This is a genomic window from Echinicola marina, from assembly GCF_020463795.1.
Taxonomy (GTDB): domain Bacteria; phylum Bacteroidota; class Bacteroidia; order Cytophagales; family Cyclobacteriaceae; genus Echinicola; species Echinicola marina.
Window position 1 is genome coordinate 1172388 of sequence record NZ_CP080025.1, and the last position, 12079, is coordinate 1184466.

Below are 12079 nucleotides of genomic sequence, written 5' to 3' on the forward strand. Positions count from 1 at the left end.
CTTATGTTTAAAAACCTTCAGAACATAGACACCGCCTTTAAGCATATCCGCCTGTTTGCCTTTGGCATTATGGCCGGTTCGATCCTGATTGCCGGGCTTATCAGCTTTGAGGCCTTCCGGATGGTGCAATCCACACAGCAAAGGATATATATCCTGGCTGAGGGAAAAGCACTAGAAGCCTTCGCCGCACAGCGGCGGGACAACATCCCCGTGGAAGCCCGGGACCATGTAAAGATGTTCCACCATTACTTCTTCACCTTATCCCCCGACGACCGGCATATCAAAGAGCAGGTAGGCAAAAGCCTTTATATGGCCGACGGATCGGCAAAGGCTGCTTACGATAACTTACGCGAAAGCGGGTACTACACTCGTATGGTATCGGCCAACATCAACCAGACCATACACATGGACAGCATTGCCATAGACACGGATTTTCATCCCTACCGCTTTACTTATTACGGCACGCAGCGCATCATACGCCCCACATCGGTGGTTACCCGAAGACTGGTCACGGAAGGGCGGCTGCGCCACGTGGACCGCAGCGACCGAAATCCCCACGGCTTTTTGATCGAACGCTGGGAAACCCTTAGCAATGAAAACCTGAACGTGGAGAAGCGATGAATACCCTAAAATGGAAAGTATGGAGCAGGTACCTCGCCCTGTACCTGGGGAAACGCCTGAACCGTTGCGATCCGGAGCGCCTGAAGCGGTACCTGGGCATCTTTTGCCTTGTGGGAATCATGGCCATTCTTTTCCTATTGTACAAGGCATGGAAAGCCCCAAAGGATACCGTGGACTTTCCCGTCAAAGAGTACCCCCTACTGATCGACAGTTTACCGAAGTATAACCCCAAAACCATCATACACCATGAACGATGAAAAATTCAGGAAAAAGCGCCGCTTTATGCTGGTGCTGCCACTACTGACCCTGCCCTTTGTCACCCTGGCCTTTTGGGCGCTGGGCGGCGGAAATCCCGACCGTCCCGTCGAAGAAAGCAGCAGCCCGGGACTGAACATAACCCTTCCCGAAGCGGAGCTCAGCGAGGATACCGCCCTGGGCGACAAGATGAGCATGTACCAAAAGGCGGACAAGAAAGCGGCCCTGCGCAAGGAACAAATGCGCCTGGACCCCTTTGCGGAAGAAATTGAACCCCGGGAAAAGCAACAGGAAAATCTTCCCAAAGAAGAAGCTGCTCAGCAAGACCATCTCTCCCTGGAGGTCATGGAAGCCGAAGTGCAGCAGAAGTTAACCTCCCTGCAAAAAGTGGTGGACCACCCGGCACCACCCGTGCAAAGGGCATCGGCTGTTCCGATATCCCGGCCGGAGCGCCCCTCTTTGGATGCCGACCTGGACCGCCTGGAGCAAATGATGCAAAGTATGTCCGCTCCTGCAGCCCAGGACCCGGAACTGCAGCAAATAGACGGAATGCTCGAAAAGATCCTTGATGTGCAACACCCCGAAAGGGTACGCCAAAAGCTGGAAGCCTACCGCGACCAAAGACAGGGAAAAACCTTTGCGGTCAATAGGACAAAAAATACCGTTTCGGAAAACGAAATCCCCCTTTCGGAAAGAAAAAGGACCCCTTCGGAAAACAACCGCTTCTATGGACTCGAAGAATCTCCCGCAAGTGCTGTCGGGACGGTAAAGCCCGCTATCCCTGCCATTGTCCATGAAGACCAGGAACTGGTATCCGGGGCAAGCCTTAAAATGGAACTTACCGAAAAAGTCTTTATTGATGGGATTACCATCCCGGAAGGTACCCTGGTATTCGGCACCTGCAAGGTCAACGGGGAGCGACTTAACGTGGAAGTTGAAGCCATACGCAACGGGCACACCATCCTTCCGGTAAAGCTCAAAGTCTACGACATGGATGCCCTGCCCGGAATACGGGTACCGGGAGCCATTGCCCGAAAGTCCGCCAAAGAAGGGGCCGGCGATGCCCTGCAGGGTATGCAGACCATGAGCTATGACCCTTCCTGGCAGGCGCAGGCGGCCTCCGCAGGAATGGAGACCGTCAAAGGTCTGTTTTCCAAAAAGGCCAAGCTCGTTAAGGTCAAAGTGAAAGCCGGCCACCCTCTTCTTTTAGTCGATCAGAATACTTCTCAACCCTAAAAAACATCATTATGAAAAAGCTGTGTTTATTATCGCTAATAGCCTTGTGCTTTGTCAGCCTGGCCTTCGCCCAGATCCACCCCAAAGCGGTGCTTGCCCCTTACCCGGTAGAAGTAGGATGGGACCAGACTACCGTACTGATCTTTCCGGGAAAGATAAAAAGTGCCGATCGCGGGAACGGGAATGTCCTCGCACAAAAAGACGCCTATGCCGCCAATGTATTGAAGCTAAAGGCCGGGAAACGGGAATTTTCTGAAAGTAACCTTCACGTGGTCACCGACCGGGGGAAGGTCTATCCTTTTACCGTGCGCTACAATCCCAAACCGGACAAGCTCACCATTGACATCGGAAAACAACAGCAGGTGGAAGCGGCGGTGGCTGTGTTCGAAAATACGGACATCAGCCCGGAACAGCTGGAAAGGTTGAGCGGGAAGGTATTTCAGGAAAAAGGCTTTCTGTACCGCTCGGATAAAAACGGGAAAATAAAGTTGCGCCTTGCGGGGATCTACTCCCATAAGGAGGTATTGTTTTTCCTGCTTGAATTGAAAAACCGCAGCCGCATAGCCTATCCCATACAGCAATGGCGCTTTACTGTCCAGGATCGCAAGCAGGTCAAGCGGACCGCCGAGCGCCACGTGGGCCTTACACCTTTATGCATGCATTATGAAAAGGCAAAAGGAATGGACGGAAAAGGCGAAAATCGCATGGTCGTGGCCTTCACCCAATTTACCATTGCCGATGCCAAGAAAATGGTGGTACGCCTATTTGAAGAAAACGGTGACCGAAGCCCGGTGCTGTCCATCAAGGGGAAGCACCTGTTGAAGGCAAGACCCATTATCAATCCTTAAAAATCAATAACTATGGAGCAAAAACACATCAATGAATTAAAAGACCGGATCAAGTATGCCGGGTTCGGCGAAGAACTTGGTAAAGAACTGGAAACCCAAATCAAGGAAGGAAAGGAAGCCTTTCAACTGCAGCATTCCGCATCCATCGGGGAAAAGAAAATGGACTACAGCCTGAACTTTCGCAAATCGGAAAAGAACGGGCAGTATTATTTCAATTCCTTTGATGCCACGCTTACCAAACCCGACGGGAAAACCCAGTCCCAGACCTTCTATCAAAACCAGAACATCTCCGCAAAGGAAGCTTTTAACCTGTTGGAGTGGCGCTCAGTTTATAAAACCCTTTTCAACAAAGACGGGGAGCGCTACAATGCCTGGTTGCAACTGGACCTTGCCGAAAAAAATGACAAAGGGCTGCACCCCATGCAGCAGTACCATGACAAGTACGGCTTTGAGCTGGAAAAGGCTCTCGGGAAACTACCCATCGTGGAAATGGAAGGCATGGACCCAAAAGACCGCCTGCTTTATTCCTTAAAAAAAGGAAACCTCCACCAGGTCAGCATCGCCGGAAAAGAAGGGAAGTTCCTGGTGGCCGCCAACCCGAAGTACAAGACCGTCAGCCTGTATGAGCCCAGTGGCAAACGGATCAACCTGAAAGACCTCCGGGAAGAACTGGAAAAGAACCAGGATATAGGCAAGAAAAAAGGAGTGGAAAACAAAAAGGCCCAAAGTCCAAAAAAAAAGACGGTCCGGAAAAAGGGGATCAAAGTCTAAAGATCGATCCCGATGCCAATCCCCTGCTTTCCGGTACTGCTAGAGAGGAGGATTTTGCAGAGGCCCTGTTTAAAGGGGTGCGGCGGAGAGGGGAGAATTTACCTCCCTCTAAAAGGAAAATCAGGATGTAAGTGTTTTGACTTTTGGCTATAAGAAGTCCCTTCGGGGGCTTTTTTTGAATTATTATCGAAAAACTGGTTAAAAGCCATGAAAACAGTTTATTTTAGAGTAAAAGTGTCGTTATCCCGGAATTTGTAGTTGATAATGTGCATTTTTGTTTTGGTATTGGGAGTTGGCAAACATTAAAAACAAACGAAATGACCCTAATAATTTCATGGATAGGTGTTGATGACAAAAAGGATGGAAAAGAGACTTCATCTATCTACATCGCTTCAGATAGCAGATATACCTGGGGGAATGCAAAAAAGTTTGACTATGGAATAAAAGTTTTTGGTTCATCAAAACATCCTGAAATCTTTGGATTTTGTGGTGATGTGCTATTTCCTTCGACTATTCTCGGACAAATAATACCACAAATTGACAATGAAATTTTAATTGGACCAAATGATGGAGTTGAAACGAAAAATAAAAGAGTGTTTGAGTTCATGAAATCTTCGTTAGACACTTATCCAAAAGACTTTTTGGCCAATAATACTTTTACAATTCTTCATGCAACACGATTCAAAAAAGAATTCAAACTCTTTAGGACAACCTTTGGAAAGGACAAAATCTTAAAAAACAAGGAGGTAGAATTGCCGAAGATTTCAACGAAGGTGTATAGTGGAGGTTCAGGAAAGGCAGAGTTCGATAAGATTTGGGAAAAGTGGGAAAATCCAAAACACAACAACTATAGAACAAGTAGAGCAGTATACCACTGTTTATCAAAAACTTTAAAAGACATAAAAGACCCAAGAACAGGTGGTTTACCTCAAATAGTTGGACTCTACAGAATAGAAAACATGAGACTTTTTGGAATTGTAGAAAATGCGAAAAAGTATATTTACGGGAAGGAAAGTTCTGAGGATATTAATTCAAAAAGTATCGAATGGAGAAATGAATATTTTGAACGGATGAACCCAGAGACACTAAAAATACTTGAAGGGGCTCAAAGACAACCTTCATAACGAAGCAACTCCCTGGCTCTCCACAAATTTCACATTATCAACAATTTGGGGAGGTCGAGGTGGCGGGTAGTTTAACGACTACCTTCAGGGTATTGAAAAGTCAACTGTGGTGTAATTAGATAGCACATCCATGACTAAGTGGAAGGTCCCGGGGCGGTTCCGGGCGGCTTTTTAAAAAGAAAAATGATTTACCAATAGCACCTAAGAAAACATAAGGCGGAGAGTGGTTTTTTGCAAGCTTCGTTCTTCGTAGCTTTTTGCAAAGGCCGGATATAAACTAAGCTTCGAAAAGCCTCACCTTTCTTAACTCCAAACCGCTACCACACATTTGAAAAATGACAGAATCAGAGAAATATATAGCAGAACTAAATTCTAGTTTCTTTTTTAAGGAATTTACTTACAGTTCAACTAAGTTTAAATTTGACGAAAAAGGACAAGAACTTGAATTAGCTGATAATGTGGTTTGGTTAGATAACCTACTTTTGATTTCTCAAATAAAAGAAAGAAATGATTCTGGTAATTCAAATATTGAAAATTGGTTTAAAAACAAAGTGCTTCGAAAAGCTGTAAAGCAGATTAAAGATACAATTTCATATTTCGAAATATATAAGGAAATTTCTATCCCAAATGAAAAGGGACATATTTTGAATGTAAGTGAAGCAAGAAAATTAGAGCCCATTAAACTAATTATTTATGCACCAAACCATCAATTCCCAGAAACACTTAGGTTTCAAAAATTTTATAAAAGCAAAGAAATCGGAAATGTTCACCTTTTCCATATTGAAGATTATCTTTGGATTTGCAAATATTTAATAACTCCTTTTGAGATTAAGGAATATCTAGATTTTAGGGAATTACTTTTTTTAAATAATGAAAAGGAACTAAATAATCTTCCTGAACAATATGTTTTGGGACATTATCTAGAAACATTAGATACTTCAATGTTAAATCCCAAATATGTGGGAAATTTGAAAAATTTAGTACATGATAAAGATGAGTTTGATATTTCATTTATCATTGATAATTTTAAAGAAAAGATAAGAATTGAGCCAGATAGTCTAGATTATTATGCAATAATTAGGGAGTTAGCTAAACTTACTAGGACCGACTTGCGAGAATTCAAGAAACGTTATTTACTTGCAATTGAAAAATCAAAAACACAGGAGTTTACATTACCATATCGTATTACAAGTTTGAATAGTCAATGTGGATTTGTTTTCATTCCATTGGAATACGAGCGTAGTGAATATTGGCAAAATGTAATTATCAATTTTACTGAAGCTAATAAATATGACCAAAAAATAAATAAGTGTATCGGTATGATTGTTTATCAGCATCCAACAGAAAAATATTTTGACGTAAATTGGTATTATTCAGAATCTGAATGGGAACACAATGAGGAATTTGAAAAATTACTAAGGGCAAATTATCCTTTTAGAACTGTTAAAATTGAAAAAACATATAGATATTATATCGATGAAAACAAAAACGTATGATAACAAGCAATAAGCTGTAATGTAGTGAGTAAGGCCTCAGGTCATTGGAGTGTGTGTTTGCTCCAGCAATGTTGCTTTTTTTTATTTAATGCGCCTATATACTTCCCTTAGTAAGTCTTTTTCTTCCTTATCACTAGATATCAGTCCCTTAAGTGCTATATACCCAAGTTCTTTGACTCTTTCTAAGTTCGTGTTTCTTGTATTTATAATATTCTGGAAATCAAACCATTTCTCTCCTTTCCGTTTTAAAACAATTTGGAAAGAATAGTAATTGCGCTTCCCGTAAATTCGTATCTGATGATGGGCATGAGTCGTACATATATACCCTTTCTCTTTTCTTGTTAAACGTCTTTCCCAAAAGGCTTTTGAAAGAAAGTCGCTGATTTTATTAAAAAGTTTAATTACTTCTTTACTTTTGAATTGATCTTCCCTGGTTAAATGTTCCACACATGTACTTCCTACTGACCTGTAGCCACATTTAGGATGGTAAGTAACATGTTCATATCTAATATCATTACCACATCCTTTTCTTTCACAGGTTCCAATAAGATCTCCTAAATCTTCAATGGAAACAAGAATCCAGCCACTATCTGGTTCGACAATACCATGCTCTCTGGCATGGCATCCCTTACATAAGGTTATACAGTCGCTTAGGGGATATTCCCATGGCTTAAGTCCTGGTTTATATATTTTATGATGAACCTGAAGCGATACAATAGGTTCTTGCCGGTGACATTTTAAACATTTATTTCCATCCCGAATTCGAACTGTTTTAGCAAACTTATGCCAATCGGGATTATAATATGACTTTCTTTTCTGTTTCATTCGTAGTTTAACATGATAGCTCGAATGCATAAAAAAGTCATGACCTCACAAATCACTTTTAATATTGGCTCTTCGCCTGCATTGCGCAGCTAGACTTTCATACATACTTGTATTGGTTTTATTCATTATTTTTTCTAATTTAAATATCTCTTTTTCAAAATCACCTTAGTAAGCAATTATCCTCGCTTATTTTCAAGCGTTTATGAAGAGTATCAATCCATAAATCTATTAATTCCAATACAACCATAAAATACCTTAAAAAAGGTATTTTATTTGGCTTTAATTACTTTTAATTTACACAAACATTAAACTCGAATGATATGGCAGCCGATATTAAAAATACCGTCGTCACCATTATTGGGGCTATTGCTGGAATAGACGTCGTTTTAATCCAAAGGGATTATACTCTTTCAGGACCACCCCTGAAGATTCAGGGAGCGGCGATGACCTACCTGGCCATGGCCTTGCGGGGAGTGATCAAATCCCATAACAGTCAACAGACCATAACTAAACCCGAATTGACCAAGTCGGGTCTCACGGTGCATCAACTTGTCAAACTGGTAGAATCAAAAATTTAGAAATGAAAAGACTTTATCTATTTTTTTTCCTGTTGCCCTTTACGGTAATGGGACAACAGCAAGAGGATAAAACAGGTCCTATCGAGTGGCTGGAAAAAGCCAATATTGGACTTCGTAAGACCTACTCCGGATCATCGAAAGAAGAGCAAAAGCCGGCGAGTGTCTTTTTTAACCGGGACACCAAAAACAACGTCAATTTTTGGACCGTTGATATGGGGCTTAAAGTTTCCGAATGGGATGTGTTTAAAAATGCCTCCTTCAGCGATAAAACCTCCCTTGTGTTTTATCCCAAAATGGAATACCACAAAAATACTGGCGAGGAAAACCAAAAGGACGCCCTGTCAGCCGGGGTGAACATGGAGTTCTTCCCCGTACCTTACAAAACACCTGTGACGGATGGGTGGAATCTTGCCCCCTGGTTCCAGGGATCAGTGGATTACAAAAGGGATAAGGTCAATGACTTAAATACCATGAATTACCAACTTTATTTAAGCCTTTTCAGTGCTCAGCCATTTTTGCCGGGGGGAAATGCGCGGGCAAAAAACGGTAGCCTGGTATTCCGATACTTTGTTTATTCAGGATATGAACGGTATTCGGAAACAAAGGAATCCTTAGGGGAATCCTCTTATTGGTCCAACCGCCTGTTTATGGAACTATGGCCTATCCCCGCTATAACTAAAGAATACCTTCAACTCACTTTTGAATACAATTATCGCCTCTCACTAAAGGACGATCTATACGAACTGGGAGACGTGGACTGGATGTCGGTTGGGATAAACGTCTATCCCACCGGAAAAAGTAACCTTGGTATTGGGCTGGAATATTCCCATGGGAATGATCCAACCAATTCTTTTACAGATTCCGGGAGATTATTGATAGGGTTGAATATTAAAATTTAAAGAAGATCCGCATACCTGCATACACTATGGATAATCAATTGGAAATTGGCAACGTAAGTAATGTTGTCGCAGAATATTTAAAAGAACGACCGGTCGGAGCAATTTTGATCAATGGCAAATGGGGAAGTGGAAAAACCCATTTTTGGAAAAATCACCTCTCAGATTTGGTGAAGAAAAATAAATTGATCCCTGTATATGTTTCCCTGAACGGTATCAATTCGATAAAAGACCTGGAGCAACAGACTATTATTGCCTTTGTGGATTGCCTGCCGGGAAAATTTTTAAAGAAATTGTTTAATCCCATTTTGAATAGTCTGGATGTTGCCTCTGAAAAGTATATTGGCCGAAGCTTGGGAGAAGTCATTAAAGGGCTAGGATTACACCATATGCCTATGGAAAAATGTGTAATCTGCTTTGATGATCTGGAACGGTGTAAACTGCCCATCGCAGAATCCCTGGGCTTTATTAATCGCTTTTTGGAACACCAATATCTAAAAACCATTATAATGGCCGATGAGTCGGAAATACCTCAAACGGAGGTAGAAGAATACAACAAGAAGAAAGAAAAGGTAATTTCCAGGGTGTTGGGATTTGAAGTGGATATACCTGAAATAATTACTATCCTTTCTCAAACAAGAAAAGGCCACACCCCTTCTGAAAAACTACTTAACGAGCATAAAAACTTTATCACGGATTTTTTGCAGGAATACCAGGAAAAAAACTTAAGGGTATTGATGTTCTGGACCTATATTCTCGATAGAATAGCCCCGGAAGTACTTTCCATACAGGAAAAAGACTACCAACAGGAAATCTTGCTGTTTGCCGCTTTAATTGTATTTGAGTTTAAAAACGGTGGGTTAAAGGACTTTAAAGAAACAAGGGGCTTGGATAAAATCAGCTTTGAATATGGCTTTCGAAAACAGGCCTATGATAAAAGTAATGGGGGGGAACAGGAGAAAAAAGACTATAGTTTTGAATTTTACGAAAAATATATTCATCAAAACGCCAGGTGGTATCACTTCTATCCGTCTATTTTTAAGTTTATCCTGACGGGGTACTTTGATAAAGAAGATCTTATAAAAGAAATTAAAGGAAGAATTCCCCCGAAAAAGAAGCCCCATGAAATAGGGTTTGAAAAGTTACTGCGTTTTCAATTCAGGGATCTGGATGACAAGGAATTTCAAAAATGGGTTAAGGTACTTTGGGAAAATGCTTTAAAAGGAAAATACACGATTTATCAATATCCCCAAATCACGCTGTTTTTCCATTTTTTTAGTGATAATGGACTGGTGGGCCATTCTGAAGAAGAGATAAAAATAGGTCTAATAAAAGGGTTGGAATTGGCAGCTGATCATTCCAAAACTAATGACTACTTGTTGGAAAATCTTTTGCACTTCACCAATGAGGATACGCGAGTAGAGGAAATGAAAAAGGAGGTAGAAAAAATGCACAATAAGATTTTTGGAAATGAAATGGTAGAGAAATCAAAGACATGGGGAAATAAACTTTTAAATATGGATGAAAACGAGCTCAACACTTATTTTGAGAAATACCGATTCGATCCTTTTATTTTTCGCTTCACCAACCCCACAGAATTTGGAGAAGCTATACTCAAAGCATCGGGGAGTACCATAAGGGTCTTGCGTCAGCTTATGAAAAAAAGATATTCCCCGGGTGCCATAAAAGACTTCTTGTCGGAAGAACAATCATTTTTGACCGAGTTGAAGGATTTTCTAAAAGTTTCAATGGACAAAGAGATCAAACCCTTGAGAAAATTTAATCTGAATGAATTGATAGAAGAGTTGGATCACGGTATTGCAAAATTGGGAGATTAAGAGGGCAGCCCCTACGGGTCAGGCTATCCGCTATATCCCCGGATCTCCGGGGGATGCCGCTGCTATCCTTGCTGCAGGATTGTCTTCTTCCTTAAGGGGGCAAAATTCCATCGGTAAAGCGAATACCTTTCATCCAATTTTTTTCAAAAAACCGGCAAAAAGCGCAGCGAAGATAGGGGCGGCACTGCTGGATTGCTGCAAATGGGGGCAAAAGGGACGGCATAAACACCTTCCTGCCCGCATGGCCCTCATTTATTCCGTTTCCTTTGGCCCATGATCCCGCCCCTTTTATCGTGCTTTCTTTTTGCCGGTTTTCTTTTGAAAAAATGTGTTTTGCAGCAGTTTTTTCTTTGAGCAGGCAGAGAGAAATGAATTCAAGTTTAACCCTTAAAATGTAAAAATCATGGGACACAACATTCATTTCAACGAAAGCACAGGACGCCACAGCTTTTTCTCCGTGAAGAAGCCCGCATGGCACAAGCTCGGACAGGTGGTGGAAGATTACCCCACCAGTAAAGAGGCCATCCAATTTGCCGGGCTGGATTATAAGGTGATCAAAACACCCTTATTTACCACCACCTCCCAAATGGCTGTGGGAGAAGAGGGTCTGAATCATCAGGACCTTTCATTGCCCGTTCATTCCCACTTTGCCACCATGCGGGAAGATAACCATACCGTATTGGGTGTAGTGGGCAAAGATTACAAGGTGGTACAGAATGCCGATGCCTTCGCCTTTTTCGATGCCATCGTCAAGGAAGGCAAAGGGATAAAATATGAAACCGCCGGAGCCCTCGGGAATGGGGAGCGGATCTTTATCACCGCCAAACTGCCCGGCAATATCAGGGTAGGAAAGGACGACCTTATCGACCAGTACATCTTTTTGACCACCTCCCACGATGGAACGGGCAGCATCACGGCTGCCTTTACGCCCGTGCGGATCGTTTGTCAAAACACGCTGAATGCGGCCATGGGCAAACTGTCCCGGGTGGTCAGGATTCGGCACACTTCCGGGGCGAAAGAACGACTGGCGCAGGCACACAAGCTCATGGGTATCGTAACCCAATCAGCACAGGCCATGCAGCAAACCTTTGACCGGTGGGCTAAAGTGAAAATCACCGACAGACAGGTAAAACGCCTCATTCAACAGGCATTGGCACCCAATAAGGAAACACTGGGCAAGTTGCACAGGGGTGAGGTAGAAGACCTTTCAACAAACTTTAAAAATCAATGTGAAGACGCTTTTGCCTATGCCCTTATGAGCGAAGCTCAACAAATGCCAACTACTAAGGGAACCGTGTTTGGGGCTTACAACGCCGTCACCGGGTATTTTCAAAATGTGCGGTCCTTTAAATCGGAGGAGGATAAAACCAAATCCATTCTACTGGGCGGTACCGCACAGATCAAAGGACAACGGGCATTTAACCTGTGCGGGGAGTTCGTAAAACATGGGGAGGAAGCGTTAAACTGAAGCCCGGCCGGGGCGTAACCTGCCCCGGCTTTTCTTCTCTTTTAATGAAGATGACCTTCTATTTTAATCTCAGGAAAGAAGCAAAGAAAAGACTCATTTTTTGATCGGGAAAAAGCGATGTCA

The 12079-nt window shown here is 42.6% G+C and carries 13 protein-coding genes; 11 read left to right on the forward strand and 2 right to left on the reverse strand.

Annotated features, from left to right (window positions below; genetic code table 11):
* Positions 1-3 precede the first annotated feature (3 nt).
* From traK to KZP23_RS04825, 7 genes are all read left to right on the forward strand, one after another.
* Positions 4-621, forward strand: a complete 618-nt coding sequence (gene traK / locus KZP23_RS04795; RefSeq protein WP_226334969.1) for a conjugative transposon protein TraK — start codon at positions 4-6, stop codon at positions 619-621.
* Positions 618-878, forward strand: a complete 261-nt coding sequence (locus KZP23_RS04800) for a hypothetical protein (protein WP_226334970.1) — start codon at positions 618-620, stop codon at positions 876-878. Before traK ends, KZP23_RS04800 begins: the two co-directional genes overlap by 4 nt.
* Positions 868-2112: a conjugative transposon protein TraM gene (gene traM / locus KZP23_RS04805; protein WP_226334971.1), complete on the forward strand. Its 1245-nt coding sequence runs from the start codon at positions 868-870 to the stop codon at positions 2110-2112. The genes KZP23_RS04800 and traM overlap by 11 nt, the downstream gene beginning before the upstream one ends.
* Before the next feature lie 11 nt (positions 2113-2123).
* A complete protein-coding gene (gene traN, locus KZP23_RS04810) occupies positions 2124-2960 on the forward strand; it encodes a conjugative transposon protein TraN (RefSeq protein ID WP_226334972.1) in 837 nt (278 codons plus the stop codon).
* A 12-nt stretch (positions 2961-2972) separates the two neighbouring features.
* The gene (locus tag KZP23_RS04815; protein ID WP_226334973.1) at positions 2973-3731 is read left to right on the forward strand and encodes a hypothetical protein; all 759 of its coding nucleotides are present in this window, start codon (positions 2973-2975) and stop codon (positions 3729-3731) included.
* A 317-nt stretch (positions 3732-4048) separates the two neighbouring features.
* On the forward strand, positions 4049-4855 hold the full coding sequence (locus KZP23_RS04820) for a hypothetical protein (protein ID WP_226334974.1): 807 nt from the start codon (positions 4049-4051) through the stop codon (positions 4853-4855).
* A gap of 335 nt (positions 4856-5190) precedes the next feature.
* A complete protein-coding gene (locus KZP23_RS04825; protein WP_226334975.1) occupies positions 5191-6351 on the forward strand; it encodes a hypothetical protein in 1161 nt (386 codons plus the stop codon).
* A gap of 81 nt (positions 6352-6432) precedes the next feature.
* Here KZP23_RS04825 and KZP23_RS04830 read toward each other — a convergent pair whose 3' ends face one another.
* Positions 6433-7176: an HNH endonuclease gene (locus KZP23_RS04830; protein ID WP_226334976.1), complete on the reverse strand. Its 744-nt coding sequence runs from the start codon at positions 7174-7176 to the stop codon at positions 6433-6435.
* A gap of 320 nt (positions 7177-7496) precedes the next feature.
* Here KZP23_RS04830 and KZP23_RS04835 point away from each other — a divergent pair, with 320 nt between their 5' ends.
* From KZP23_RS04835 to KZP23_RS04845, 3 genes are read left to right on the forward strand one after another with little or no spacing between them, the layout of a single operon-like run.
* Positions 7497-7754, forward strand: a complete 258-nt coding sequence (locus tag KZP23_RS04835; RefSeq protein ID WP_226334977.1) for a hypothetical protein — start codon at positions 7497-7499, stop codon at positions 7752-7754.
* 2 nt (positions 7755-7756) lie between these two features.
* Entirely contained in the window at positions 7757-8653 is an 897-nt protein-coding gene (locus tag KZP23_RS04840) for a hypothetical protein (protein ID WP_226334978.1), read from the forward strand.
* Between the two features lie 26 nt (positions 8654-8679).
* The gene (locus KZP23_RS04845; protein ID WP_226334979.1) at positions 8680-10488 is read left to right on the forward strand and encodes a P-loop NTPase fold protein; all 1809 of its coding nucleotides are present in this window, start codon (positions 8680-8682) and stop codon (positions 10486-10488) included.
* Between the two features lie 91 nt (positions 10489-10579).
* Here KZP23_RS04845 and KZP23_RS04850 read toward each other — a convergent pair whose 3' ends face one another.
* Entirely contained in the window at positions 10580-10909 is a 330-nt protein-coding gene (locus KZP23_RS04850; RefSeq protein ID WP_226334980.1) for a hypothetical protein, read from the reverse strand.
* Between KZP23_RS04850 and KZP23_RS04855 the strand changes: the two genes are divergently transcribed.
* Complete coding sequence (locus tag KZP23_RS04855) at positions 10892-11956, forward strand: DUF932 domain-containing protein (protein WP_226334981.1); 1065 nt, start codon at positions 10892-10894, stop codon at positions 11954-11956. The genes KZP23_RS04850 and KZP23_RS04855 overlap by 18 nt on opposite strands.
* The last annotated feature ends 123 nt before the right edge of the window (positions 11957-12079 follow it).

What these genes read in the sequence shown, in the direction of transcription:
- traK (WP_226334969.1), top strand. Translation starts at nt 4, where the DNA reads ATGTTTAAAAACCTTCAGAACATAGACACCGCCTTTAAGCATATCCGC.
- KZP23_RS04800 (WP_226334970.1), top strand. Translation starts at nt 618, where the DNA reads ATGAATACCCTAAAATGGAAAGTATGGAGCAGGTACCTCGCCCTGTAC.
- traM (WP_226334971.1), top strand. Translation starts at nt 868, where the DNA reads ATGAACGATGAAAAATTCAGGAAAAAGCGCCGCTTTATGCTGGTGCTG.
- traN (WP_226334972.1), top strand. Translation starts at nt 2,124, where the DNA reads ATGAAAAAGCTGTGTTTATTATCGCTAATAGCCTTGTGCTTTGTCAGC.
- KZP23_RS04815 (WP_226334973.1), top strand. Translation starts at nt 2,973, where the DNA reads ATGGAGCAAAAACACATCAATGAATTAAAAGACCGGATCAAGTATGCC.
- KZP23_RS04820 (WP_226334974.1), top strand. Translation starts at nt 4,049, where the DNA reads ATGACCCTAATAATTTCATGGATAGGTGTTGATGACAAAAAGGATGGA.
- KZP23_RS04825 (WP_226334975.1), top strand. Translation starts at nt 5,191, where the DNA reads ATGACAGAATCAGAGAAATATATAGCAGAACTAAATTCTAGTTTCTTT.
- KZP23_RS04830 (WP_226334976.1), bottom strand. Translation starts at nt 7,176, where the DNA reads ATGAAACAGAAAAGAAAGTCATATTATAATCCCGATTGGCATAAGTTT.
- KZP23_RS04835 (WP_226334977.1), top strand. Translation starts at nt 7,497, where the DNA reads ATGGCAGCCGATATTAAAAATACCGTCGTCACCATTATTGGGGCTATT.
- KZP23_RS04840 (WP_226334978.1), top strand. Translation starts at nt 7,757, where the DNA reads ATGAAAAGACTTTATCTATTTTTTTTCCTGTTGCCCTTTACGGTAATG.
- KZP23_RS04845 (WP_226334979.1), top strand. Translation starts at nt 8,680, where the DNA reads ATGGATAATCAATTGGAAATTGGCAACGTAAGTAATGTTGTCGCAGAA.
- KZP23_RS04855 (WP_226334981.1), top strand. Translation starts at nt 10,892, where the DNA reads ATGGGACACAACATTCATTTCAACGAAAGCACAGGACGCCACAGCTTT.
- KZP23_RS04850 (WP_226334980.1), bottom strand. Translation starts at nt 10,909, where the DNA reads ATGAATGTTGTGTCCCATGATTTTTACATTTTAAGGGTTAAACTTGAA.